The 25,035-nt window shown below is 64.9% G+C and carries 19 protein-coding genes, 1 pseudogene and 1 riboswitch; of the genes and pseudogenes, 16 read left to right on the forward strand and 4 right to left on the reverse strand.

Going from position 1 to position 25,035, the window contains the following annotated elements:
* Positions 1-12 precede the first annotated feature (12 nt).
* The 8 genes and pseudogenes from C3F36_RS19505 to C3F36_RS19540 all read left to right on the forward strand — a co-directional run bounded on the left by C3F36_RS19505 (position 13) and on the right by C3F36_RS19540 (position 8,164).
* Positions 13-411: a YcfL family protein gene (locus C3F36_RS19505; RefSeq protein ID WP_104455731.1), complete on the forward strand. Its 399-nt coding sequence runs from the start codon at positions 13-15 to the stop codon at positions 409-411.
* Entirely contained in the window at positions 411-1,007 is a 597-nt protein-coding gene (gene lpoB, locus C3F36_RS19510) for a penicillin-binding protein activator LpoB (protein WP_010674346.1), read from the forward strand. Before C3F36_RS19505 ends, lpoB begins: the two co-directional genes overlap by 1 nt.
* Complete coding sequence (locus tag C3F36_RS19515) at positions 997-1,860, forward strand: phosphotransferase (protein ID WP_104455732.1); 864 nt, start codon at positions 997-999, stop codon at positions 1,858-1,860. The genes lpoB and C3F36_RS19515 overlap by 11 nt, the downstream gene beginning before the upstream one ends.
* A gap of 51 nt (positions 1,861-1,911) precedes the next feature.
* The gene (locus tag C3F36_RS19520) at positions 1,912-2,772 is read left to right on the forward strand and encodes a DUF6279 family lipoprotein (protein ID WP_042017226.1); all 861 of its coding nucleotides are present in this window, start codon (positions 1,912-1,914) and stop codon (positions 2,770-2,772) included.
* A gap of 106 nt (positions 2,773-2,878) precedes the next feature.
* Positions 2,879-3,346, forward strand: coding sequence for a hypothetical protein (locus tag C3F36_RS19525; protein WP_042883117.1), 468 nt, complete (start codon positions 2,879-2,881; stop codon positions 3,344-3,346).
* Between the two features lie 148 nt (positions 3,347-3,494).
* Positions 3,495-5,297, forward strand: coding sequence for a protein translocase subunit SecD (gene secD / locus C3F36_RS19530; protein ID WP_029314367.1), 1,803 nt, complete (start codon positions 3,495-3,497; stop codon positions 5,295-5,297).
* 109 nt (positions 5,298-5,406) lie between these two features.
* A complete protein-coding gene (secF, locus tag C3F36_RS19535; protein WP_029314368.1) occupies positions 5,407-6,321 on the forward strand; it encodes a protein translocase subunit SecF in 915 nt (304 codons plus the stop codon).
* A gap of 223 nt (positions 6,322-6,544) precedes the next feature.
* Positions 6,545-8,164 (forward strand): annotated as a pseudogene (locus C3F36_RS19540) (methyl-accepting chemotaxis protein).
* Between the two features lie 54 nt (positions 8,165-8,218).
* Here the strand turns inward: C3F36_RS19540 and C3F36_RS19545 are convergent.
* Positions 8,219-8,821 carry a DUF924 family protein gene (locus C3F36_RS19545; RefSeq protein WP_104455733.1) on the reverse strand — a complete coding sequence of 201 codons (603 nt, stop codon included), beginning with the start codon at positions 8,819-8,821 and terminating at the stop codon, positions 8,219-8,221.
* 206 nt (positions 8,822-9,027) lie between these two features.
* On the opposite strand from C3F36_RS19545, the gene C3F36_RS19550 reads away from it, so the two are divergent.
* From C3F36_RS19550 to C3F36_RS19575, 6 genes are all read left to right on the forward strand, one after another.
* On the forward strand, positions 9,028-9,939 hold the full coding sequence (locus C3F36_RS19550) for a DUF808 domain-containing protein (protein WP_104455734.1): 912 nt from the start codon (positions 9,028-9,030) through the stop codon (positions 9,937-9,939).
* Between the two features lie 169 nt (positions 9,940-10,108).
* Positions 10,109-11,899, forward strand: coding sequence for a M3 family oligoendopeptidase (locus C3F36_RS19555; protein WP_104455735.1), 1,791 nt, complete (start codon positions 10,109-10,111; stop codon positions 11,897-11,899).
* A 78-nt stretch (positions 11,900-11,977) separates the two neighbouring features.
* Positions 11,978-13,786, forward strand: a complete 1,809-nt coding sequence (locus C3F36_RS19560) for a M3 family oligoendopeptidase (RefSeq protein WP_104455736.1) — start codon at positions 11,978-11,980, stop codon at positions 13,784-13,786.
* 184 nt (positions 13,787-13,970) lie between these two features.
* A complete protein-coding gene (ycfP, locus tag C3F36_RS19565; RefSeq protein WP_005331594.1) occupies positions 13,971-14,510 on the forward strand; it encodes an alpha/beta hydrolase YcfP in 540 nt (179 codons plus the stop codon).
* 74 nt (positions 14,511-14,584) lie between these two features.
* A complete protein-coding gene (locus C3F36_RS19570; protein WP_042015040.1) occupies positions 14,585-15,877 on the forward strand; it encodes an NAD(P)/FAD-dependent oxidoreductase in 1,293 nt (430 codons plus the stop codon).
* 378 nt (positions 15,878-16,255) lie between these two features.
* Complete coding sequence (locus C3F36_RS19575; protein ID WP_104455737.1) at positions 16,256-16,573, forward strand: heavy metal-binding domain-containing protein; 318 nt, start codon at positions 16,256-16,258, stop codon at positions 16,571-16,573.
* Between the two features lie 479 nt (positions 16,574-17,052).
* On the opposite strand, the gene C3F36_RS19580 is transcribed toward C3F36_RS19575, so the two are convergent.
* Positions 17,053-19,323, reverse strand: coding sequence for an LTA synthase family protein (locus C3F36_RS19580; protein WP_104455738.1), 2,271 nt, complete (start codon positions 19,321-19,323; stop codon positions 17,053-17,055).
* Positions 19,324-19,574: 251 nt separating this feature from the next.
* On the opposite strand from C3F36_RS19580, the gene C3F36_RS19585 reads away from it, so the two are divergent.
* On the forward strand, positions 19,575-20,669 hold the full coding sequence (locus tag C3F36_RS19585) for a hypothetical protein (RefSeq protein ID WP_010674362.1): 1,095 nt from the start codon (positions 19,575-19,577) through the stop codon (positions 20,667-20,669).
* 116 nt (positions 20,670-20,785) lie between these two features.
* Here C3F36_RS19585 and lysC read toward each other — a convergent pair whose 3' ends face one another.
* Together lysC and argA are read right to left on the reverse strand one after the other, a co-directional pair.
* Positions 20,786-22,138, reverse strand: coding sequence for a lysine-sensitive aspartokinase 3 (gene lysC, locus C3F36_RS19590; protein ID WP_010674363.1), 1,353 nt, complete (start codon positions 22,136-22,138; stop codon positions 20,786-20,788).
* A gap of 87 nt (positions 22,139-22,225) precedes the next feature.
* A riboswitch (Lysine riboswitch) is annotated at positions 22,226-22,451 on the reverse strand.
* A gap of 109 nt (positions 22,452-22,560) precedes the next feature.
* Entirely contained in the window at positions 22,561-23,889 is a 1,329-nt protein-coding gene (gene argA, locus C3F36_RS19595; protein WP_041215931.1) for an amino-acid N-acetyltransferase, read from the reverse strand.
* 252 nt (positions 23,890-24,141) lie between these two features.
* Here argA and msrA point away from each other — a divergent pair, with 252 nt between their 5' ends.
* Positions 24,142-24,774: a peptide-methionine (S)-S-oxide reductase MsrA gene (gene msrA, locus C3F36_RS19600; RefSeq protein ID WP_104455739.1), complete on the forward strand. Its 633-nt coding sequence runs from the start codon at positions 24,142-24,144 to the stop codon at positions 24,772-24,774.
* Positions 24,775-25,035: the final 261 nt, after the last annotated feature.

A 25,035-nucleotide genomic window follows, 5' to 3' on the forward strand; every position in this document is an offset into this window, starting at 1 on the left:
AAGGAGAGCAAGATGAAAGCACAAGGGTTGGCCCTGGGCCTGGTTCTGCTGCTGACGGGCTGTGCCACCAATACTTCCGGCGTGGCGCTCTATGGCGCGGCCGGTGCGGCGGCGGTGGCCGAGCAGCATCAAAACGTCAACGTCACCCTGACCGAACTCAGCCGGCGTCAGCAGAACGGCCTGTTGCAGGTCAACGTGGCGGCGGCCAGCACCCAGCGTGGTGACCACACGCTGCAATATCTCTTCTACTGGTATGACGACGCGGGGCAGGAGGTGGCCAGCGATGGCCGCGGCTGGACCCCCCTCAAGCTGCATGGCTACCAGACCCGCACCCTGTCCGCCCTGGCGCCGAGCCCGGCTGCACGGGGTTACCGGATTTACGTTCGCGAAGTGATGGAGGAATCCTACTGATGAAAATGAATCATGCCCTGCTGATCCTGACCGGCGCCCTGCTGCTGGGCGGCTGCTCCAGCACCACCGTCAGCTATGGCGATCCCACCGAGACCGAGACGGTGACCGTCGATTACGGCTCCTCCGACTTGCAGGCCATCGCCGACAAGATGGCGGATTCCATGCTGGCGTCCCCGGCCACCAGCGAGATCACCGCCGGGGGCCGCCCGGTGATGTTCATGGACTCCATCCGCAACAAGACCTCGGAGCACATCGACACCGAGGCCATCACCGACACTATCCGCACCAAGCTGCTGCGCTCGGGCAAGTTCCGCTTCGTGGACATGAGCAAGGTGGCGGCGGTCAAGCAGCAGCTCGAATACCAGCAGGGCAGCGGCATGGTGGATCCCGCCACCATGGTGCGGCTCGGCAAGCAGACCGGTGCCCGCTACATGGTCTATGGCAACCTCGCCAGCATCGTCAAGGACAACGGCAAGGTGAAGGACGTCTACTACCAGATGACCATGAACCTGATGGATGTGGAGAACGGCGAACTGCTGTGGGCCGATCAGAAAGAGATCCGCAAACAGGCCAAGAAGTCCACCTTTGGCTGGTGAGGACCCGCGGGGGCAGGGGGATCTGGCGGAGCTGGCACTCCTCGCCAGTCTGCCGGCGCCCTGGGATCAGGGGCGCCTTGAGCCGCTGGGCCAGGGCCTGACCAACGGCAACTACCGGCTCAGCCTCCCCACTGGCGAGCAGGCCTTCCTGCGCCGCGGTCATCCTGATCCGGTGCGCCTTGGCATCGACCGGGCCACCGAGTGGCAGCTCTACCAGGGGGCGGTGGGGCAGGGGCTGGCGTTGCCCTGTCATCACGGCGATCCCGCCACCGGCCTGATGCTGCTGGCGTGGTGCGACGAACCCAACTGGGCCGAGCAGGCGCCGCCTCTCGCCGCGCAGCCCCGCCTGATGGCGGATGTGCTGGTGCGGCTGCACCGCCTGCCGGTGCCGACCGTGGTGATGGCGGTGCGGGCTCACAGCGGCGGGTATCGGCAGCGTCTGGCCCATATCCCTCCCTGGCTGCCCGCGCTGGAGCGGGCCCTGCTCGCGAGCCGGGAGCCGGACGACTGCTGGCTCCCTTGCCATCACGATCTCAATCCGGCTAACTTGTTGGGGGCGCGGCCCTGGGTCATCGACTGGGAGTACGGCGCCGCCGGTCATCCTGGGTTCGAGGTCGCCAGCATTCAGCGCACCCACGGCTGGAGCGAAGAGCAGCGGTGCCAGTTGGAGAGCTGCTATCTTGAAGCCATGGACGGGGCACCGACGGGGTTGGGGCCCCGGGGATTCCAGGCCGACGCCTTCCTGCCCTGGGTCGATTACATCGGCCTGCTGTGGGCGCTGCTGATGGCCGAACAGCAACCCGGGCCCGAGTATCAGGCCCTGATCGACATCAACCGCCAGCGCCTGGAGTGATGCCCGGCAACGGCCCGCGCGACGCGTGTATTCAATGAATGGGAGGCATGCATGGTGACCACATTCTCATGGCGTCAACCGCGTAGCTGGAGCCTGCTGCTGCTCTGCCTGCTGCTGACGGGTTGCGCCACCCGGGTGATCTACTACTGGCTCGACTCGGCCATCGTCTGGCAGCTGGACGACTACTTCTCCCTGGACCGCAGCCAGAAGAAGCTGCTGGACCAGGAGGTGAAAGGGCTGATGGCCTGGCACCGGCAGCATGAGCTGCCCATCTATGCCCGGGATCTCGACGCCCTGGCCAAGGCGGTGGCCAGCCCCATGAGCCCGGCCCAGGTGACCCTGCATCTGGACAGAACCCAGGCGAGCCTGACCCGTACCCTGGAGAACGCCATTCCCCGCACGGTGCGCCTCGCCAAGACCCTGACCGACGATCAGGTGGCTCGCTTCATGGCCGATCGGGTGAAGCGCCAGCAGGAGCGCCAGCACGATTTTGCCACCCAGTCGAAGGCCGAGATGATCAAGGGCTTTCGGGAGAAGATGAACGAGCGCCTGGTGTTCTGGATTGGCAAGGTGAAGCCGGCCCAGGAGCCTCTCATCACGCAGTGGGCCGAGTGGCAATACGAGATGATGGCCCCCTGGCTCGACTTTCAGGAGGCCTGGACCAAGGAGCTGGATCGGCTGATGAAACAGCGCCAGAGCCCGGATTTCGGCCAGGAGCTGACCCGCTTGCTCCAGCAGGGGGACGGCCTGATGGATGGCCGCTTCACCGGCTACACGGACCAGTCCCGCCAGCGTACCATCCAGTGGCTGAGCGATCTCAGCCACTCCATGGATCTCTCCCAGCGGGCCCACCTCTACACCCTGCTCAAGGACTATGCCGAGGACTTCGAGGGCATGACCCGCAGCCGCTGAGGGGGCGGTGAGACAACACAAGGGCGGCGGGCCCCGGGCCTGCCGCCCTTGTTCTTGTGGGGCAGGCTGTGGTAGCTTGCCCTTTCTATTGTGTGGGAATTAACTTTTGAACCTGACCGACAACGTGAAACTGGCGGCGATGACCCTGCTCATCACCCTCGCACTGTTGTTCTCTACCCTCTCGGTGGAGGGGGTCAAGGTACCCGCGTTCCAGCCCTCGGCCCAGCAGGCCCACTCGCTGGCGGAGGGGGCGGCACCTGCCGACGCAAGCCCGGTGGCCCACGGCGTCAGCGGCAGTGATGATGGCATCGTCAAGTTCGTCGGCTCCCACCAGAATCACCTGCTGCGCCTCGAGCACTCCCTGAGCCGCGATCATCAGCCCGGCAGCGTGGTCTACGAGCTGGTGATGAGCTGGTCCCAGCAGGCGATCCTGCTGCTGCTGTGCGGCCTGCTGTTCTATGCCGCCCTCTTCTACCCGGGGACGAGCTTTCGCGATCACTTCGCCGGCATTCACAGGCGCCGCCTGCAGCGCCGGCATCTGCAGTACCGCTTCGCCCAGAGCTTCCTCGCCTGATCCCGATGGGGTCAGCTTGCCACCTGTTGCCTCATCTTCTCTCTGTTGCTGTTCACTTTTAGTGAACGGCTAGGCTGTCTTGTTTCATTTTTTTGCACGGTGCGACCCCGGTTTCGCCCCTTGCCATCGCCTGACAGAGGCCGATTTCATGAGAAAAAAGAGTCATACCGTGTTGAACCGCATGAGCCTGTGGCAGTACGCCCTGTTGCTGCTGATGCTGGTCACGTTCGCGTTCTATTCCCTGCCCACCTTCTTCGGTGAGCAGCCCTCCCTCGGTCTGCACGGCCAGTCGCGCCTGAGCGACGCGCAGCGCACCCTGCTGGCCGAGAACCACATCGACCCCCTCAAGCAGATCGCCCAGGGTGGCCGGATGGCGCTGGTGTTCGCCAGCCAGGGGGAGCAGCAACTGGCCAAGCAGTTGCTGGAGCAGCAGGGGTTGGACAGCGCCGCCCTGACCCTGGAGTTCTACTCCAATGCCCCGGCCTGGATCAGCCGGCTCGGCGCCGACCCCATCAAGCTCGGGCTGGACCTGCGCGGTGGCTCCCAGCTGCTGATCGGGGTGGACGTGGATTTCGTCATCGACAACCAGACCAAGAACCTGGTGGATACCCTGCGCACCCGTTTTCGCGAGGCCAACCTGCGCGGTGCCAGCGTGATGCGCACCGCCCAGGGGAGCGTGGCCGTCACCCTGCCCGACGTGGCGGGGCAGGAGGCCTGGCTCTCCATCATCAAGGAGAGTGCCGGTACCCGCCAGGATCAGTGGACACTGAGCCGCTCCGGCAATGCACTGACCCTGGTGCTGAGCGACGCCGAGCGCACCCTGCTGGTGAACAACGCCGTGACCCAGAACCTGTCGATCCTGAAAAAGCGGATCAACGAGCTCGGCATCGTCGAGGCCTCGGTGGTGCGTCAGGGGCAGGACGGCATCCGCATCGAGCTGCCGGGGGTGCACAACCCCAAGCAGGCGAAAGAGGTGATCGGCGCCACCGCGTCCCTGGCCTTCTATGAAGCCAAGGCCGACAGCCGCTTCTTCATGGCGGATCGCAGCGGCCAGGCGGTGGGGCTGGCCCGCCAGCCGGTGCTGAGCGGCGAGCACATCGTCGATGCCCGCGCCAACATGGGGGAGATGGGGCAGCCCCAGGTCAACATCGTGCTCGACACCCTGGGGGGGAGCAAGATGAACCAGTTCAGCCGCCAGCACGTGGGCAAGCCCATGGCCACCGTCTTCACCGAGTACAAGACCAACGCCGAAGGCAAGCTGCGCGCCCGAAGCGAGGTGATCAACGTCGCCACCATCCAGACCGCCCTTGGCAACCAGTTCCGCATCACCGGGATTGGCAGCCTGCCCGAGGCCCAGGAGCTCGCCATGCTGCTGCGGGCCGGGGCCCTCACCGCGCCGCTGAAGATCCTGGAAGAGCGCAGCATAGGCCCGACCCTGGGTCTGCAGAACATCGAGGCGGGCTTCACCGCCCTGGCGTTCGGCATGGCGGGCATGATGCTGTTCATGATGGCCTGGTATCGCAAGTTCGGCTGGGTCGCCATCACGGCGCTGGTCGCCAACCTGCTGATGCAGGTGGGCATGCTGGCGGTATTGCCTGGCGCCGTACTGACCCTGCCGGGGATCGCCGGTCTGGTGCTCACCGTCGGCATGGCGGTGGATACCCATGTGCTGATTTTTGAGCGGATCAAGGACCGGCTGCGGGAAGGGGGTTCGTTGGCCAACGCCATCGACTTTGGTTATCGCTCGGCGTTTCGCACCATCTTCGATGCCAACATCACCACCCTCATCTGCGCCGTGGTGCTCTATGCCATCGGTTCCGGGCCGCTGCAGGGCTTCTCCATCACCCTGATCCTGGGGCTCATCTCCAGCATGGTGACCGGCATCTGGGGCACCCGCGCCATCATCAACCCCCTGTGGGGCAACAGCCGCGCCAAGCTGCTGAGGGTATGACCATGAACCGACTTCATCACCATGACGCCGCGCCCGTGAGTCTGCATGACCTGCGCACCGACCGCTTCCTGCCGGGAAGCCTGTACCACCTGACGTCGAGGGAAGAACAATGCTGAGAATGATCCTGGCCATGGGGCTGACCCGCTGGCGCTATATCGGGCTGTGGGCCTCCGTGCTGCTGACCCTGGCCTGCGTGGCCGTCCTTGCGACAAAAGGGCTCGCCCTCGGGCTCGATTTCACCGGCGGGATCCTGCTGGAGTTTCGCATCCAGACCCTGAAAGAGGCCCATGAGCTCAATGCTCTGCTGACGGCGCCCCTGGCGGGGGTGGTGGAGCTGCACGGCGCCGGTGTGCCCGGCGAGTGGCTCATCAAGCTGCCCCCCCACGCACTGCCCTGGGCGGCGGAGGATCTGGCGACCATGCTGGGGCAGCAACTCGCCCTGCCGGTGGAGCTCTTGCGCACCACCATCGTCGGGCCCCAGGTGGGCGCGGAGCTGTTCCAGCAGGGGATGCTGGCGGTGCTGGTGGCCTCGCTCGCCATCTCCGCCTACCTGGCGGTGCGCTTCGAGTGGCGCCAGGCCATCGGCATCCTGGTGTCGGTACTGCACGACGGTCTGGTGGCCATCGGGCTGCTCGCGCTCTTTGACATCGAGTTCGACCTCAACGTCATCGCGGGCCTGATGGCGGTGATAGGCTACTCCCTCAACGACAGCATCGTCATTTCGGACCGGTTGCGGGACTTGCTGGGGTCGCGTACCCGCATGGGGATCCACGAGTGCTCGGACGTGGCCATCAAGGCCACCTTCAGCCGCACCATGATCACCTCGGGCACCACCCTCTTCACCGTGGGGGCCCTGCTCCTGTTCGGCGGCGACGCCCTCTACGGCTTCTCCTTCACCCTGTTCGCCGGCATCCTGGTGGGGACGCTCTCCTCCATCACGGTGGCCTCCACCGTGCAGGAGCTGCTGGGGCTCTCCCCCCAGGCCTACCAGAAAAAAGAGGAGGAGCTGGCCGAGGCGGCGTGACCGGCGAGCGCCCTGTCACGGGGCTCATGGGCGGCCAGTGCGGCCGCCCCGGGCAAAAAAGGAAGGCGAATGCCTTCCTTTTTCCATTCTGCCAGAGGGGGGCGGCGGGTGTGACGCGGCCGAGCAGAAGTTGAAAAGTGTAATGAAATGCATGTTTTAGGCGCTATTTTCGGGGCCCGCATCGGCTACCCTGGCAGGGAGTCTATGGATGGAGTAAGCACTCATGAATATCGCTCGTCGGCTTCAACTCATTGCCCTGCTGGTCATGCTGGCCCTGGGGTGTCTCAGCTGGTTCAGTATCAGCAGACTCTCCTCCGCCAATGCGGATCTCAGCTATGTAACAGACAACACAGTCCCCAGCATTTCCACGATCAAGGAGATACAAACAGACTTCTAAGCCCTGCATTCATTGATCCAGGCGCACGTGCTCAACACCGACGACGGCAAGATGAGTCAGATAGAGCAGAGCATTGCATCCCTTCACACCAAGATTGACGCCCTGCTGAGCCAGTATGAAAGCGGGATGATCTCCAATGAGGAGGACAGGCAGCTCGTCGCCGATGATCGGCGCCTGGTTGCCCAGTACGGCAAGGCTTCTGAAGACGTCCTGCGCCTGTCCCGCGAGAACAAGAATGTGGAGGCCAGAGAGGCGATCGACAAGGAGCTTGCCCCCTTGTTTGAGCAGCTTTCCCAGGCCATCGACAAGCACGTCCACTTCAACATCCAGCAAGGTGACGCCGTCAAGCTGCGAGGCGAGCAGAATGCCGATAGCAGCATGCAGGCCCTGTTGTTCATCTCGGTGGGCGCGGGTGCCCTCACGCTGGTGCTCTTTCTCTGGCTGTTCAGGCAGGTCGCCAATCCCCTCCGTCTGGCCATGGCGACCCTGTCCGAGATCCAGCGCGACCTGAACTTCCCCCTGCGGGCCAATGTGAGCCAGCAGGACGAGATCGGCCAGACGCTGACGGCGGTCAACCGCCTGCTGGACACCTTGCAGCAGACCTTCACCGAGTTCTCGGTGGGCAGCCTGCAGATCAAGAGCACGGCAGAGTCCCTCTCCCAGGCGGCCCAGCACATGGCGGAGTCGGCGAGTCAGGCCAATGACGCCACCAGCCTTATCGCCGCCGGGGTGGAGGAGATGAGCGTGAGCATCACGGACATCTCCCAGCGCACCCAGGAGACCAGCCGCATCACCAATGAATCCGGCAAGCTCGCCAGTGACGGCGGGGCCACCATAGAGCGCACTGTGCTCGCCATCAACGACATCGCCGACGCCATTCGTCAGGCCTCCCGCGATGTGACGGCGCTGGGGGAGGGGATCTCCCGCATCGGTGGGGTGGTGAACGTCATCAACGATGTGGCGGGGCAGACCAACCTGCTGGCGCTCAACGCCGCCATCGAGGCGGCGCGGGCCGGTGAGCAGGGACGCGGCTTTGCGGTGGTCGCCGACGAGGTGCGCAAGCTGGCGGAGCGGACGGCCCAGTCGACCCAGGAGATCTCAAGGACGGTGGAGGCTATCCAGCAAGGGTCCGAGGCCACGGTGGCCAGAATGGTCCTGGTGGAGGAGAAGGTGGCGCAAGGGGTGGCCATGGCGACGGAAAGCGGGGCCATCATCACCCAGATCCGCCAGGCCTCCCATCGCGTCATGGATCAGGTCGGCGAGATCACCCTGGCCATCCGCGAGCAGACCTCGGCGGCGGAATCCATCGCCCTCCAGGTCGAGCAGATAGCCCAGGTGGTGCAGCAGACCAGCAGCACGGCGGAGGAGACTTCCGCCGCCGCAGAGGAGCTGAACGTGACCACGGAGAATATCCACCAGCAGATCTCCCGCTATCGCATCCAGTGATACGCGGATCGGTTGTTCTCTCCCCGCCATGCCCATGGCGGGGATTTTTTTATGTCAGAACCCCGAACCGGGCTGTTGCAGGAAGGCGGCCTCTTCCTCCGTGCTCGCCCTGCCCAGGATGGCGTTGCGGTGGGGGAAGCGGCCAAAGTGATCGACGATCACCTGGTGGCGCCGAGCAAAGTCGGCAAAGCCTTCGAAGGTGGCCCGGGCCGGGCCTGTGGCCTGCTCGTCGGCCAGGGCCTCGAACAGGGCGACGCTTCTGGCCTGCTGCTCTCTGGATTCCGCGTGCTCGAGGGGCAGATAGAAGAAGACCCGGGCCAGCGGCGAGAGCCCCTTGTCGACCCCGAGGGTGAGCCCCTTGAGGCACAGCGCCCTGGCCTTGTCGTCCTGGGCGAAGGCGGCGGGAGTGTGGCGGTGAAGGTTTCGCGGCAGCTGGTCCAGCAGCAGGATGAGGGCCAGGCGCCCTGCGGGATCGCCCTCCCAATGGGCGAGCTCGCCCGCTGCGGCACGGGCCGCCAGTTCGCCGAAGCGTGAGGCCAGCAGGGCATCGGTCTCGCTGCTCTTGCCCCACCAGAGGGGGGCCTGACGGGCGGCACGGGGAGCGTCGTCTGCGTCATCGCCAAACCAGAAATCGAGCAGAGGTTGCCAGGGTTGCATGGGAACTCCTTGGGCCGGTGGCCGTGAGGTGAAAACGGAGCAGGGGATCTGCCATGGGGGGCTGCCGCCGTGGCGGCTTCCCGTTACACTGTGCCATCTTTTGCCCCAAAGGGTGATCCCCGGATGGGCCCGTGGCCCCCTGATCTCCTCATCACCCTGACCGGGGCAGCCCGGATGTGTCCCACTCAATAGAAGGAATGCCAGATATGGCCGGAGCCAGTTTGTTGACCCTGATCGATGATATTGCCAGCGTGCTCGATGATGTCGCCCTGATGACCAAGGTGGCGGCGAAGAAGACGGCCGGGGTGCTGGGGGACGATCTCGCCCTCAATGCAGAACAGGTCTCCGGGGTGCGGGCCGAGCGTGAGCTGCCGGTGGTGTGGGCGGTGGCCAAGGGATCGTTTCGCAACAAGCTCATCCTGGTGCCTGCCGCCATCGCCATCAGTGCTCTTATCCCCTGGCTCATCACCCCGCTCCTGATGCTGGGGGGGGCCTACCTCTGTTTCGAGGGGGCGGAGAAGCTGGTCCACAAGTTCCTGCCCCACGAGGAGGAGGCGCATCAGGCGGCGCCGGTGCCCGAGGATCTGGCGGCCTATGAGCGCCAGAAGGTGAAGGGGGCCATTCGCACCGATTTCATCCTCTCGGCGGAGATCATCGTGATCGCCCTCGGCACCGTGCAGGGGTCGAGCCTGGGCCTGCAGATCGCCGTGGTGGCGGGCATCGCCCTGCTGATGACCGTCGGGGTCTATGGCCTGGTGGGGCTCATCGTCAAGCTCGACGACATCGGTCTGCACCTGCTGCAAAAGCCCGATGGGGGCGCCGTGCGCCGGGCGGTGGGGCAGGGGCTGCTGGTGACGGCGCCCCGTCTGATGCACCTGCTTGCCCTGGTGGGCACCATCGCCATGTTCATGGTCGGCGGCGGCATTCTGGTCCATGGCTGGCCCTTCCTCCATCATCTCATCGAAGGGACGGCGGACACGGTGGCCGCCCTGCCCGGGGTCGGCGGGGTACTGGCCGTGGTGACGCCCACCCTGCTGAGCGCCCTGGCCGGCGTGGTGGCAGGGCTGGTGCTGGTGGTGGCCATGACCCTGGTGAGCAAGCTTCAGCCCGCCAAATAGGTCGCTTGTCGGGGGAGGGCCGACAGGGGCCGTCGCACTCGGGGGCGTTCTTCTGCTGGTTGCCTCGAATGGGGGCTAGGCAAGTGCCTGGCCCCCTTCGTACTATCCGGTTTCACCCGCCCGCAGAGGCGGGGTGACCCGATATGGACGCAAACAGACAAGGACAACCATGAAACCACCCGTTTGGCGAGATGATCACATCTATGCCGCCCCCGACGATCCTGCCATCGAGGCCGCCTTCCAGGAGGCTGCCCGCGCCCTTACCCGGCTTGACGCCCTCCTGGCGGACCTGCCGGATCCCGCCCATCCCGTTGCGGATGCCAATGCCCTGCGCCACCTGCTGCGGGCCATCCGCCGCGAGGCCAACGGGGTGAAGACCCTGGCCTGGAACAGCCAGGTCTATGGTTACAACCGGCTGAGCCAGAACGGGCGCGACGAGGAGGCCCGGGTACTGCTCTCCCGGGGCCAGCAGCTGGAGGCGACCCTGGCCCAGCGCAGCAAGCCGGTGGACCTGTTCTGGGTTCGCGCCCCCGAGTCACTGGTGCGCACCCTGCTGCAAGATCCCGAACTCTTCGAGCTGGCCTACCACATCCATCACGACAGAGCGCTGCAGGATCAGTGGCTTTCGCTCGAGAGCGAGCAGCTCATCGAGGGGTTGGCGGTGGACGGCCTGCAGGGGTGGGGGGATCTCTACGACAACCTGGTGGGGCGGCTGCTGCCGGTGGTGGAGGGGGTGCCCATGGGGCTTGCCCAGGCGGACAACCTGCTCGCCCACCCGGACAGGGCGCGGCGCGCCAGTGCCTGGCACGCCATCCAGGGCGCCTGGGAGGCGGAGCAGGAGACGGTGGCCGCCATTCTCAACGCCATCAACGGCTGGCGCAACGAGCTCGGCCGCCAGCGCGGCAAGGGGCGCAGGCTGGATGCCCTCGAGGTCACCTGCCACCAGGAGCACATCACGGGCGCGACCCTGGAGACCCTGATGGCGGCGGCCGGGGAGCACAGGGAGCTCGGGCGCCGCGCCTTGCGGGCCATGGCCTGTGCCCAGCAGATCACCGACTTCGCCCCCTGGGATCTCTTTGCTCCGGCGCCCCAGGCCGTGCACGGCAAGTTCGGCTTCGAGCAGGCGCTGAATCTGGTGATGGAGGCCTTTGCCGCCTTCGATCCCGAGATGGGGGCGTTTGTCCGCATGATGGCCGACAAGGGGTGGATCGATGCCGCCCCGAGCGAGCACAGGCGAAGCGGCGGCTATTGCACCGAGTATGCCGATCCGCCCGAGCCAAGGGTCTTCCTCACCTTCGAGGGGACCATGGACAACGTCATCACCCTGGCCCATGAGCTCGGCCACGCCTGGCACAGCTGGTTGCTGCGGGATGTTCCCTTCGAACAGAGGGGCTACCCCAAGACGCTGGCGGAGACCGCCTCCCTCTTTGCCGAGATCCTGGTGCGCGATGCCCTGCTGGCCGCCACCGACAAGGTGGAGCAGCGCCGGGCCATCGCCTGGCTGGACGGGGAGCGGGCCGCGAGCCTGCTCCTCGACATCCCCGCCCGCTTTGCCTTCGAGCGCGCCCTGGTGACGGCGCGGGAAGCGGGTTACGTGGGGGCGAGCCAGATGCGGGAGATGATGAAATCGGCGCAGCAGCAGTGCTATGGTGACGCCCTCAGCCAGTATGACGAGCTGTTCTGGGCCAGCAAGGGTCACTTCTCCATCGCCGAGTCCGGGTTCTACAACTACCCCTATCTGTTTGGCTATCTCTTCAGCCTGGGGCTCTATGCCCAGCATGCGCGGGCCGGGGGCGAGTTTGTGCCCGCCTATCGCGCCCTGCTGCGAGATACCGGCCGCATGAGCGCCGAGGCGCTGGTGGAGAAGCACCTGGGGGTCGACATCCGCGAACCCGGGTTCTGGCAGGAGAGCCTGCGCTATGTGGAAGAGGCGGTGGTGCGCCTCGAGCGGCTGGTGTGATGCCTGCCCGCGAAGGTGGTGGCTCTGGCCACCTGGATTTCACGACGGGCCAGGCCCGTCCCTGACGATGAGCGTTCGATGCAACAACGAGTCTATCCACAGCAGTGGCAAAATGATCACATCTACCCCTCCCTCGACAGCTGTGTCCTCGAGGCGGACATGAGTCTGGCCCGCGCCAGCCTGGCCGAACTGAGCGGTTTTATCGAGGGACTGGCCGAGGTTCCGCGCACCCCAGGCGCCTTGCAGGACTTCCTCAGGGAGGTACGCCTGCGGGCCCGGCGCATTCGCGACATCGGCTGGAACATCGCCGTGCTGGCCGCCTGCAAGGGGAGCCAGGACGCCCGGGATCCCCTCGCCAAGCAGGTTGCCTCCCGGGCCCGTGCCCTCAATGCGGATCTGTTCAAGACGCTTGCCCCCATCGAAGATCTGATGCTGGGGCTGCCTGCGCCCGAGTTTGAGCAACTGATGGCCGACCCCCTGCTCGGGGAGGAGGGGTACCGGCTGCGCCACGAGCGTCGCTTGCAGGATCAGCGGCTGCCGGTGGAGGCGGAGCAGCTGGTCATCGGCCTTGGCACTGATGGCCTGCACGCCTGGGGCAACCTCTACAACGATCTGGTGGGCAAGATAAGGCTGGTGATCGCGGGTCGCGAGATGGGGCTGGCAGAGGCGAGCAACTTGCTCTCCAGCCCGGATCGTGCCCTGCGCAAAGAGGCCTTCGATGCCATCAGCGCCGGCTGGGAAGGGGAGCAGGAGACGGTGGCAGCCATCCTCAACGCCCTCAACGGCTGGCGCCTGGAGCTCTCGCGCCAGCGCGGCAAACACCGGCGCCTCGATGCCCTGGACGTTTCCTGCCACCAGAGCCACATCGAGCGGGCGACCCTGGATACCCTGATGGCGGAGACCTGGCAGGCCCGCCATCTGGGCCAGCGGGCCCTGGTGCTGATGGCCGGTCACCTCGGCCTCGAGGTGCTGGGGCCGGAGGATCTCTTTGCGCCGCCCCCTGCCGCCAGTCGCCGGGAGATCCCCTTCGAGGAGGCGGTCGACATCATCGCCCAGGCCTTCGCGCGCTTTGACCCCGAGATGGGGGACTTTGCCCGCATGATGGCCGAGCGCGGCTGGATTGATGCCGCCCCCACCCCCAACCGGCGCACCGGGGCCTATTGCACCAAGTTTGCCGAGCCGGTGGAGCCGCGTGTCTTCATCACCTATGCGGGCACCATGGACAACGTCATCACGCTGGCCCACGAGCTCGGTCACGCCTGGCACAACTGGCTCATCCGCGACTTGCCCATGAGCCAGCGCAGCTACCCCATGACCCTGGCGGAGACCGCCTCCATCTTCGCCGAGACCCTGGTGCGCAGCGCCCTCTACGAGCAGGCCCGAAGCGCCGAGGAGCGTCTGGCCATCGCCTGGGCGGATGCCGATGGCGCCGCCACCTTCCTGGTCAACATCCCGGCCCGCTTCGACTTCGAGCGGGCCCTGGTGGCCGAGCGCGAGCAGGGCTATGTGTCGTCGGCCCGGCTCAAGGGGCTCACCGACGAGGCCTGGGGGCGCTGGTACGAGCAGAGCCTCGACCGCTATCACCCCCTGTTCTGGGCCGCGAAGGCGCACTTCTCCATCGCGGGCTTCGGTTTTTACAACTACCCCTACCTCTTTGGCTATCTGTTCAGCCTCGGGGTCTATCAGCAGCTGATGAGCCGCCAGGCCGCAGGGGAGGCGGGGGTGGCCGAGGCCTACCGTGCCCTGCTGCGAGACACAGGTCGCATGAGCGCCGAAGAACTGGTCGAACGGCATTTGGGGCAGGACATTCGAAAACCCGCCTTCTGGCAGGGGAGCCTGGCCCTGGTGGAAGCGGCGGTGGCGCGCTTCGCCCAGTGCGGCGGGTAACCTCGCCAGACCCGGTTTGCGCCATGTCCCGCCGGGGCATGGCGCTGCCACAGCCGCCCCGACGCGCGGTTTGGTGGCCCGAAGGGGCGTGATCCAAAGCAAGAAAGTGGGATGTTTTGGTGGCGCTAGGCCCTGTCGCTGGGGTAGTTTCGATAGAACCGACACAGTTTTTGAGGTCTTGTCCATGATCATCTATCTGCATGGCTTTGATGCCACCAGCCCCGGCAATCATGAAAAAGTGCTGCAGTTGCAGTTTATCGATGATGATGTGCGTTTCGTGCACTACAGCACGGTTCACCCCCGCCACGACATGAGCCACCTGCTCAAGGAAGTGAAGAAGCAGCTCGACATGAGCACCGATCCCAAACCCCTCATCTGCGGCGTGGGCCTGGGTGGCTACTGGAGCGAGCGGATCGGGTTTCTGTGCGGCATCAAGCAGGTGGTCTTCAACCCCAACCTGCACCCGGAAGAGAACATGCAGGGCAAGATCGACAGGCCGGAAGAGTACGAGGACATCGGCACCAAGTGTGTAACCGAATTTCGTAATAAAAATTCAGGAAACTGCCTGTGCATCCTTTCCGTTCAGGATGAAATCCGCGATAATCGGGACACTGAACGTGAATTGAAGAACTATTACGACATCGTATGGGATGAGCGCGAGACCCATAAGTTCAAGAACATCTCGCACCATCTGCAACGGATGAAGGCCTTCAAAGAAGCCTGAGCCATCACGTCAACCGATTTCGTTTTAGGGAGCCAATGGCTCCCTTTCGTTTTGAGGAACCAAGGAAAATCATCATGATGAATATTGTCGTTGTAGGCGGTGGCGCCGGTGGTCTCGAGCTTGCGACCAGCCTGGGCCGCAAGCTGGGCAAGAAGAACAAGGCCAGGATCACCCTGGTGGATCGCAATCGCACCCACCTGTGGAAACCCCTGCTGCACGAAGTGGCCACCGGCTCCATGGATGCGGGCATCGATGCCCTGAGCTACCAGTCCCACGCCAAGAACCACGGCTTCGAATTCCAGCTCGGCAGCTTGACCGACATCAAGCGCGACGAGAAACGCATCGTGCTGGCCCCCATCCACGACGAGAGCGGCGCCCTGGTGGTCAACGAGCGGGAAGTGGCTTACGACATCCTGGTGATGGCCATCGGCTCGGTCTCCAACGACTTCAACACCAAGGGCATCAAGGATCACTGCATTTTCCTGGACAGCCCCTCCCAGGCGCACCGCTTCTACAACAGCATGATGAACCGCTTCCTGCAGTTCGCCACCGAATACCAGCCCGGTGACAAGGTGAAGATCGCCATCGTCGGCGGCGGCGCCACCGGCGTCGAGCTCTCCGCCGAGCTCTACAACGCGGTGGAGCAGCTCTACGCCTACGGCTTCAAGAACCTCACCACCGACAGCCTCAAGGTGACCCTGGTGGAAGCGGGCCCTCGCATCCTGCCGGCCCTGCCGGAGCGCATCAGCGGCTCCGCCCATCAGGAGCTGGTGAAGCTGGGCGTGGACGTGCGCACCGCCACCATGATCACCGAGGCGACCAGCGATGGTCTGCACACCAAGGATGGGGAGCTGATTGAAGCAGACCTCATGGTGTGGGCCGCGGGCATCAAGGCGCCGGACTTCATGAAGGAGATCGCGGGCCTGGAAACCAACCGCATCAACCAGCTGGTGGTCCACGAGACCCTGCAGACCACCCGGGACGAGAACATCTTCGTCATCGGCGACTGCGCCGCCTGCCCACAGCCGGACGGCAAGTTCGTGCCGCCCCGCGCCCAGTCCGCCCACCAGATGGCGACCCAGGCGTTCAAGAACATCCTGGCCAAGATGAATGGCGGCGAGATGAAGCCTTACCGCTACCACGACCACGGCTCCCTGGTCTCCTTGAGCCGCTTCTCCACCGTGGGCAGCCTGATGGGCAACCTGATGCGCGGCTCCATGATGGTGGAAGGCTACATCGCGCGCCTGGTCTACATCTCCCTCTACCGGATGCACCAGGTGGCCCTGCACGGCTACATCAAGACCGGCCTCATCATGCTGGTGGGCCGCATCAACCGGGTGCTGCGCCCGAGCATGAAGCTGCACTGAGTGCATGGCGGCTGCCGCTGCGAACATCAAAAAGGAGAGGCTTGCCTCTCCTTTTTTTATGGCCGACGCGGGGCGCTCCTGGCGGCGCCTGCCGCCGTTCAGGGCGAAGACGCAGAGGGCCGGTGCAGCTGCCGTCGTGTCTGCAGCATCAAGGCCCCGCTTTCATCGTGGCCGGAAGCCCTCTCCCCAGCACCGGTGCCCAAGGTCGCTTTGCGGGGGAAAGTGTCACGACACAGGCCCTATGGATGGCACCTTGATGAACCTGGCGGGCGCTGTGCTTGAAGCCCCTGGCCACGCCGGGCTTATGCTTTGGCAAACGCCTTGCTACCATGACGGCAACGGTGCTTCGCGCACCCAGTCCAACTCACAGGAGACCTCATGATCCTCTCAACCACCCCCACCCTGGAAGGCAAGGCCATTCGCGAGTACCGCGGCATCGTCGTGGGCGAAGCCATCCTCGGCGCCAACATCTTCAAGGATCTGTTCGCCGGCATCCGCGACATCATCGGCGGCCGCTCCGGCGCCTATGAAAAAGAGCTGGCTCGGGCCCGGGAGATCGCCTTCGAGGAGCTCAGGGAGCGCGCCGCCGCCCTGGGTGCCAACGCCGTGGTCGGCATCGACATCGACTACGAGGTGGTGGGCCAGAACGGCAGCATGCTGATGGTCAGCATCAGCGGCACCGCCGTGGTGATCTAGCCCGCCAGTGCCCGGCCCTGCATGGCCAAACGCCCCGTCACAAGCCGACCCCGAGGTCGGCTTTTTGTTGGGTGTGACGCGCAAAGGTGGGCGCAAGTGAGTGGGGCTCAAGGCCTGAACGTATCGAACGCTCCGATGGCTCTGGGCTGGCCGGGAATGAGGGAGAAAATGGCCCGGCCCGGAGAAGGTGCGGGAACATGGGGGGGCACAGGGCATGAAGGTCGGCAAAGTTGTTCAATTTTGCTATTCGATAATGAGTTATCGTTTGATATATCTAAACAAAAAATGACCTGTCAGGGGTCGCAGAGCACAGGTCGGGACGAACATGGCGAGGTGCAGGCGGCACTGTACTCGCATCCCGCCCATAAAAAGAGGTCGCCCGGGCGACCTCTTTGTCGTCTGCTAGTTCGCTGCGGATCAGGGCAGGGCATCGGGCCGGAAGGTGTTGCAAGGATCTGTGTCCCTCGTGTCTCAATCGATCAGGGCAATGCATCGGGCCGGAAGCTGGCGCGGATCTGCGGCACCAGGGGGGAGGGGTCGAAGCCTTTCTCCTCACCGAGCACCGGGTGGAGCAGGGGTTGGTCACGGATGGGGGTGAGGTCCCCCGCCAGCAGCTGTCTTGTGGCCTGGCCCATCTGGTAGAGCTGGCGAACCGGGTCGAACTGGCGGGCGAGATCCAGCCCGTCCCCGGCCCGGGTGAAGGCCATCATGGGGATCTGGTAGCTGGCATCCCGTGGCGGTTTGGCGCCGTGGATACCCTTGCCCGCCGACATCAGGAAGGGCTGGTGGTCCCCGAAGGCCACCACCAGGTAGCGTTTGCCGGAGTTGTCCAGGGTCTTGAGCAGCCGCTCCAGGGAGGCCATGGCATCCACCACCCCGGTGTAGTAGGTGTTGAGCAACTGGGTATCCGCCGGGCTCTGATCCGGGCAGGCGCCGCTGCGCTGCTGGGCCCGGTAGCGATCCCCGTCGAAGGGGCCGTGCCCCTGCATGGTGACCGCGTAGGCGAACAGGGGCTGATCGTCCTGGTTGCTGCGTTTGAGCAGGTGATCGATGAGGGCATCGTCGGAGATGTAGAGCCCCTTGTGCTCGAGGGCGGTGAAGCGGGTATCGAACCAGCGCTCCTGATAGCCGAGGGCCGGGATCGCCTTGGCGCGGCCCCAGAACTTCTCCACATAGGGGTGGGCGAACAGGGTCTGGTAGCCGCTTTGGGCTGCGCTGCGCGCAAGGCCGGGCACCTTGTCCGAGAGGTAGTAGTAGGGCACCACCCCCTGTTTGAGCAGGCCCACCGGCAGGCCGGTGTTCATCTCGAACTCCGCCAGTACCGTCATGCCGCCCGTGGTGGGGGAGTGAATGGTCTTGCGCCATTGGGCCACGCTGGCGGGCAGGTTCAAGGTGGGGGCGGGGGCGCAGAGACGGTCCTGCCAGTCAAGCCAGAGCGACTCGTATTGCAGCACGATCACCAGATCGAAGCGGGGAGCCCTGGGCTGGGCGGGCAGGCTCAGCTCCGGGGTGCGCTCGTTGATCTGCAAGGGGTAGCGAAACACGTTGCCGCTTTGCAGCATCTCGTCCACCAGGTTGAACAGGTAGAGGCCGGGGCCGGCGCGGATGATGTCCCTGTGGTAGTTCACCGCCCTGTCCACGTAGCGGATGTTGGCCCCGAGCAGCTTGTTGCCGGTCTGGGTGGCGAACACGCAGAGGGCGAAGAAGGCGGCGGTGGCGGCGGCGGTGCGCAGCAAGCCCCGCAGGATCCAGCGGGAGAGGGCGAAACGCCACACCAGAAAGAGGAGCCCCAGCACGACGAGCACCGGCACCACAGGGTGCTGATCGAGCAGGATGTGCAGCAGGGCCAGCAGGTTGCCCAGATCGTCCCCCCCCAGCGGCACCCCGTAGATGGCGATCTTCATGAAGTTGGCGAGCAGCCCGATGCCCGAGAGGGCGGTGAAGAGCAGCCCCATATAGAGGCTGAAGCCCGCGAGGGCACAGAGGCTCCAGCCCAGCACCATGCTGCCCCAGGCGAGGTAGTAGTGCTCTGGCCGAAAGCCCGACCAGAACAGGAATTCCCCCAGCTTGAACACCACGAAGCCGTGAAGCAGCACGAAGGTGAGGTTGCCGAGCAGCAGGCTGCCTGCCACCCGGGCGCGGTAGCTTCGGCGCAGCCGCGGCAGCAGGGCCTTGAGCACGGCGGCGCTCACCAGCAGCACCAGCAGCAGGCTGGTCATCAGGTAGAGGAGGTTGAAACCGCGCTCCGGCAGGGTCTGGAGGATCTGGCTGTATTCGGCGCTCTCCGGCCTGTCTGCCAGCAGCAGCCCGATGCGCAGCTGGTAGCGGCTGTCCAGGGCGTCGTCGGGGGCGCGTAGGGCGCTGTTGAGGCTCAGGGTGCAGCGCTCCTTGCGGCACTTCTGGCGCTTGTCCACCGCCTGGCTCAGCTGATCGATGCGCACCCCTTTGTCGTTGAGCAGCTCCACCCGCACCTTGTCCCCCTCCTGTAGGGGTTTGAGCAGTTGCCACTGGCTGCGCACCACCAGATAGAAGCCCCGGTTGTCACTTTTGTAGAGCAGGCTGTAGCGATGGAGGGTCGCGATGGGCTGATCCGCCGGGCCCAGAATGAGGGGGGCGGTACGCCCGAGCCAGCTGACGGGGTTGAGCAGCGGCAGGGCGAGGGTCAGCAGCAGCAGGGCGGTCAGCAGACCCAGCAACAGCCCGGCCAGGGGCTGGGAGGCGGGGCGGTGGCCGGTGACGGGGGCATTCATAAGGGCTCATCCTTGGAGCGGTCATGGCAGCGACGACTGCCTCTATTTTGACCCGATGGTGCGTGGCTTGTTCCTTGATGTCAATTTAATGACAACAAGATGAATATTCCGTGATGAGTACAGTGAAGCAATTTGTGATCCCGATCCGCCAAGGGCACTCATTCTGTGATGAAAGCGTCATCATGAGCCTTTGCTGCTGGTCTGGGAGGGGGGCGCTGTTTAGTCTCTCAGTAACGGTTGGAGGTACATGTATGAATCCCAAAGTTGCGGCGCGTCAGGCCAGATTGCTCCAGATGCTGGAGAGCAAAGAAGAGATCCGGATCGGGCGGGAGCGGGACTGCCCCCTGCCGCTGCCACAGCTCGTCCGGCTGACCGAGGATCACCCGGACGTCGTCAAGGTCTACGGTCACGGGCTCACCGCCGAGGTGTTCCATCTCAAGGTGGAGGGGCACCACTGGTGCCTGAAACGCTGCCGCCAGGACTCTCTGGTGGCCAATGTGGACGGCAAGACCGCCTTTCTCACCGAGCTGGAGCGCCGCCGGGAGATAGAGAGCCTGCGGGAGCTGCACCCCACCATTCTCTCCAACGTGGTCTGTACCAGTTTCGGCTCCGCCCGGGCCGGGGTGCTGGTCTCCCCCTGGCTGCGGGGGGAGCCGGTGCGCACGCTCTGCGAGCGGAACCTGGCGCAGATGCTGGCGGTGGAGGCGGAGCTGGCCCGCTGGGGCTGGTTTGACTGGGATCCGAGCCCGGGCAACCTGCTGGATGACGGCCAGCATATCTCGGTGTTCGATTTTGGCTACATGTGGCCCTTCGATCCCCTGCACGAGTTCAACTCCAACGGCCTCACCGATCCCGACTTCCACGTGCCTGAGCGGCTGGAAACCCGCACCCTCTCCGGGCTCTGGCTGGACGAGGCGGATCCCTTGCCGCTGTTTCGCCGCTGGCGCGAGCTCTGCCTCGCCTGGGCCAGGGGAGAGCTGCAATACCTGTCGCGGGAGGGGGCGAGCGCCCCCGTGCTGGCGCGGATGCAGGGACTGGTGGGGGAGTGGAGTGCGGCGCTGGCAAGCGACGAGGCGCTGGCGGCCAACTGGTGGCGCGACATGTACCGCAGCCATCGGCTCGACATCCTGGACGATCTCAGCGGCAAGAGCTGCGGCCCGCTCACCCTGCGCCGCCTCGACTGGCTGGAGCAGGCGGTACGGGAGCACTTCCCGGCCCTGGTGGACAATCTGGCCCCTGACGAAGCGGGGCTCGGTCAGGCCGGGTTGCTGCAACGGCTGGGAGGGTTGCGCGAGCAGATCCGGGCCAATCTGCTGCCCACCCGGGCTACCCTGGTCACCAGCTGATGGTGGAAGAAGAGTGACAAGAGGGGCGCCGCGGCGCCCCTCTTTGCTGAGTGGGGAAGGCCGCCCCGGGTGTGATGGGGCGGAGGAGGCTCGTTGTGTGCCAGCGCCGGGGCGACTCAGTCGAGCAGTTCCCGGTGCAGGCAGTTGACGATGTGGCCCGCCTCGTCCTCTTTGACCAGGAAGCAGAGGTTGTGGGCGCTGGCGCCGTAGCAGATCATCCGGATGTTGTGCTCGCGGATGGCGTCGAACACCTGGCTGCCCACCCCGGCCGCCTCGCTCATGCGGTTGCCGATGAGCGCCACCAGGGCGAAACCGGTCTCCACTTCCACCTTGCACAGCTGGCCGAGCTCCGCCAGCACCTTGTCGTTCAGGATGGGTTCGCCGTTGCTCTGGCTGCCGGTGTGATCCAGAGTCAGGGAGACGCTCACCTCGGAGGTGGTGATGAGATCCACCGAGATGCGGTGACGGGCCAGGATGCCGAACACCTCGGCCAGGAAGCCGTAGGCGTGGAACATGTTGAGGCTGTGCAGGGTCACCAGCACCTGCTGGCGGCGCAGGGCCACGGCCCGGAACAGCGGGTTGCTGCGGGTGGTGGCGCGGATCCAGGTGCCACCGGCGGCGGGGTCCTTGGCAGAGCCCACGAACACCGGGATATCCTGGCGCAGCGCGGGTTGCAGGGTGGCCGGGTGCAGCACCTTGGCGCCGAAGGTGGCCATCTCCGCCGCCTCCACGAAGCTGATTTCGGGGATGGGGCGGGCGCGGGTGACCAGGCGGGGATCCGTGGTGTAGATGCCGGGCACGTCGGTCCAGATCTCGATGCTGCCTGCGTCCAGGGCCTCGGCCAGGAGGGCCGCGCTGTAGTCGGAGCCGCCACGGCCGAGGGTGGTGGTGCGGCCATCGCCGTCGGCACCGATGAAGCCCTGGGTTATGACCAGGCTGTCACCCAGCAACGGGCCCACCGCCTGCTGGCAGAGGGCGCGGGTTGCCGCGAGATCCACGGTGGCCTTGCCAAAGCGGCTGTCGGTGCGCAGCAGTTGGCGCGCATCCTGCCACTGGGCCTTGACCCCGCGCTGGTGCAGGAGTTCGGTGAAGAGACGGGTGGACATCAGCTCGCCGCAGGCGATGAGGCGATCGGCGAGTTCGGCGTCGGTGTGCTGACTGGCCTGGCGGGCCATGGTGCGAATGTCGCCGAGCTGGGCATGGATGAGGGCGCTCACGTCGCTCGGGTTGCCAAGGGCGGCCAGAATGGCCAGCTGGATGTCGGCAAGCCTGGCAAGCTGGGCATCCTGTCCGGCTTCGTCCAGTTCACCCTGAGCCAGGCTCACCAGCAGGTTGGTGACGCCGGCGCTGGCGCTCAGCACCACCACCCGGGTCGCCGGATTGGCCAGCACCACGTCGGCGCAGTGGTTCATGGCCGCGGCATTGGCGACGCTGGTTCCGCCAAACTTGGCGACATTGATCGGGTTCATTGCATACTCCTGTCTCAAGGTGAAAATCCGGTTTCATCGGGCAAATAGAGAGGAGGAGGCAAAAAATGGCAGGAAAACGCGAGGATCCCGGCCAGAAGCACTCCACCTGCAGAGCCCATCCCGTACCGGCCCCAAGGTGGGGCGCGGTGTGGGATGACCACTACCGATGACAACCCGGGGGATTCAGCCCCCGCAGCCGACGTGGCGGTGTCCAGTCACTCGCCTCGTCTCGGCGCTGCTCCCCCTGACCCAAGTTCACCGGACACTGGTGTCCTCCCCTGGGCTGCCTGGGCAGCGCTCCTCTTCTGGTGCCACCTGTGACAGGTGGCGTGCATGTACAAATACCTTGGTCTGGATTGCACTGTCAATCGAGTTCGTAAAAAAGAACAAAATTGACGGTAACCAGGCACAAGATCAATCAGTTACGAAATGGTCTTGGACAAAACCTTGGAGCGACGCTGCCAGTTGTAGAAGCGCTGGCGCTCCACCGGCAGATCTTCGACTTCCAGGGGATCGAAGCCCCGCTCCCGGAACCAGTGGATGGAGCGGGTGGTGAGCACGAACAGGCGACGGATGCCGAGCCGCTTGGCCCGCTCGGCCACCTTGGCGATCAGGGTGTCTCCCCGGTTGGAGTTGCGATACTCCGGGTGGATGGCGACGCAGGCCATCTCGGCCATGGCTTCTTCCATGAAGCAGTAGAGCGCCGCACAGCCGATGATGAGGCCGTCCCGCTCGATGATGGTGAACTTGTCTATCTCCATCTCCAGCTGCTCCCGGGAGCGGCGCACCAGGATCCCTTCCTCCTCCAGAGGACGGATGAGATCCAGGATGCCGCCGATGTCCTCAATGGTCGCGGCCCGGGCCCGCTCGGCGCTTTCGCGCACGATCTGGGTACCCAGCCCCTCGCGGCTGAACAGCTCCTGCAGCATGGCGCCGTCGTCCTGATAGCTCACCAGGTGGGAGCGGGGCACGCCACCCCGGCAGGAGGCGATGGCCGCGCGCAGGTAGCGGGCGGTGCCTGACATCTCTTCTCCCGCTTGCTCCAGCGCCACCAGCAGCTCTTCGGCCTGCTCGGGGAAGAGCTCGGAGATGGCCTCCCCGTGCCTGTCCATGACCCCCTGGGTGCTGCTGAAGCAGATGAGCTTGTCGGCTTTGAGATCCACCGCCACCCGGCGGGCTACCTCTTCCGAGCTCAGGTTGAAGCTCTCGCCGGTGACCGAGCAGCCGATGGGGGAGATGAGCACCAGGCCGTGCTGATCCAGCTGGCGGGTGATCCCCTCCACATCGATGCGACGCACCCGGCCGCTGTGGCAGAAGTCGATGCCGTCATCCACACCCAGCGGCTGGGCGGTGACGAAGTTGCCGCTCACCACGCTGATGCGGGCCCCCTGCATGGGGGTGTTGGCGAGCCCCATGGAGAGCTGGGCGGTGATGTCGTATTGCAGACCGCCGCACACCTGCTTGATGATGGCGAAACTGGCATCGTCGGTGACCCGGATCCGCTTGTGATACTGGGCCTGGATGCCGGCGCGGGCCAGGGCCTCGTCATTTTGCGGACGCGAACCAAACACCAGCACCAGGCGGATCCCCAAGGTCTGCAGCAGGGCGATGTCGCTGACGATGTTGGCGAAATTGGGGTGACAAATGGCTTCCCCGCCGATCATCAGGACGAAGGTGGCACCCCGGTGCACATTGACATAGGGGGTGGATTGCCGAAAGGCATGGACCAGGCTGGGTTCGCGTTCACGCACGTGTTTCATTCCATAAAAAAGCAGCAATTCGCCCAATATATGAAAATAAATTCACAAATCAAGACTAAATATCGACTTGATATTTTTTTGTCGCCATTTTGACCAGTGCGGGCGGGGAGGGGAAGACGCAGGCGAGGGCGGGAGGGGCGCCCCGGGGGCCGCTCCCTGGTTGATCCGGGCTAATAACCTGATATCTTCGGTGTTCCTTTTCGTCAGCCGCATTGCGCGGGGTTTTATACAAGGACAGGGCATATGGAGCAGATTATTTCACCGGCAGAGGCGCTGCCGGGACGGCGGGAAGCGCTGGAGATTGGCCTGGTGCATGCAGTAAACGGCCACCCGACCCAGGGGCCCTGGCCCGAGGGGATGGAGCTTGCCTGGTTCGGCATGGGCTGTTTCTGGGGGGTGGAGCGTCTGTTCTGGCAGCAGCCCGGAGTCTATTCCACCGCCGCCGGGTATCAGGGGGGACTGACCCCCAATCCCACCTACAAGGAGGTGTGCAGCGGCCTGACCGGCCACGCCGAGACGGTGCAGGTGGTGTTCGATCCCAAGGTCATCAGCTATGGGGATCTCGTCAAGCTGTTTTGGGAACACCATGATCCGGCCCAGGGGATGCGCCAGGGTGGCGACATCGGCACCCAGTATCGCTCCGTCATCTTCGTCGGGGACGACACCCAGGAGGCGATTGCCCAGCAGAGCCTGGCCGCCTACCAGCAGGCCATGACGGCGAGCGGTGATGGGCGCACCATCACCACCCGCATCCTGCCGCTGGCCCCCTTCTACTATGCCGAGGATTATCACCAGCAATATCTGGAGAAGAATCCCGAGGGGTATTGCGGCTTGGGGGGCATTGGCGTCTGCCTGCCTCCCAGCCTGAATCGCTGAGGCATCAATGCATACCACGGGGGCCATCAGGCCCCCGTGTCATTGTGATGAAAAATAATTGAAAAAAATGCGTCAGGTGGGGAACTAAACTGAACCCTGGCTGACCAACAGGGTAGCGACCACGGATGGTTGCCAAGACCAGACACATTTTTTTGCCCCGATATTCATTACTCTGACAAGCGCGATGAATTGACAATGCTAGCAAGCAGGGCTGCCCGATGAGGCGGCCCTTTTCATTGGGCGTCCCGCCTCACTCCTCGC

Source organism: Aeromonas sp. ASNIH2, assembly GCF_002934795.1.
GTDB lineage: Bacteria > Pseudomonadota > Gammaproteobacteria > Enterobacterales > Aeromonadaceae > Aeromonas > Aeromonas caviae.

Bases quoted from the DNA above. Each gene is read 5' to 3' on its own strand.
- C3F36_RS19570 (WP_042015040.1), top strand. From the start codon at position 14,585: ATGATGAATATTGTCGTTGTAGGCGGTGGCGCCGGTGGTCTCGAGCTT.
- C3F36_RS19545 (WP_104455733.1), bottom strand. From the start codon at position 8,821: ATGCAACCCTGGCAACCTCTGCTCGATTTCTGGTTTGGCGATGACGCA.
- C3F36_RS19580 (WP_104455738.1), bottom strand. From the start codon at position 19,323: ATGAATGCCCCCGTCACCGGCCACCGCCCCGCCTCCCAGCCCCTGGCC.
- secD (WP_029314367.1), top strand. From the start codon at position 3,495: ATGAGAAAAAAGAGTCATACCGTGTTGAACCGCATGAGCCTGTGGCAG.
- C3F36_RS19520 (WP_042017226.1), top strand. From the start codon at position 1,912: ATGGTGACCACATTCTCATGGCGTCAACCGCGTAGCTGGAGCCTGCTG.
- lpoB (WP_010674346.1), top strand. From the start codon at position 411: ATGAAAATGAATCATGCCCTGCTGATCCTGACCGGCGCCCTGCTGCTG.
- secF (WP_029314368.1), top strand. From the start codon at position 5,407: ATGCTGAGAATGATCCTGGCCATGGGGCTGACCCGCTGGCGCTATATC.
- C3F36_RS19585 (WP_010674362.1), top strand. From the start codon at position 19,575: ATGAATCCCAAAGTTGCGGCGCGTCAGGCCAGATTGCTCCAGATGCTG.
- C3F36_RS19575 (WP_104455737.1), top strand. From the start codon at position 16,256: ATGATCCTCTCAACCACCCCCACCCTGGAAGGCAAGGCCATTCGCGAG.
- C3F36_RS19560 (WP_104455736.1), top strand. From the start codon at position 11,978: ATGCAACAACGAGTCTATCCACAGCAGTGGCAAAATGATCACATCTAC.
- lysC (WP_010674363.1), bottom strand. From the start codon at position 22,138: ATGAACCCGATCAATGTCGCCAAGTTTGGCGGAACCAGCGTCGCCAAT.
- C3F36_RS19550 (WP_104455734.1), top strand. From the start codon at position 9,028: ATGGCCGGAGCCAGTTTGTTGACCCTGATCGATGATATTGCCAGCGTG.
- C3F36_RS19505 (WP_104455731.1), top strand. From the start codon at position 13: ATGAAAGCACAAGGGTTGGCCCTGGGCCTGGTTCTGCTGCTGACGGGC.
- ycfP (WP_005331594.1), top strand. From the start codon at position 13,971: ATGATCATCTATCTGCATGGCTTTGATGCCACCAGCCCCGGCAATCAT.
- C3F36_RS19555 (WP_104455735.1), top strand. From the start codon at position 10,109: ATGAAACCACCCGTTTGGCGAGATGATCACATCTATGCCGCCCCCGAC.
- msrA (WP_104455739.1), top strand. From the start codon at position 24,142: ATGGAGCAGATTATTTCACCGGCAGAGGCGCTGCCGGGACGGCGGGAA.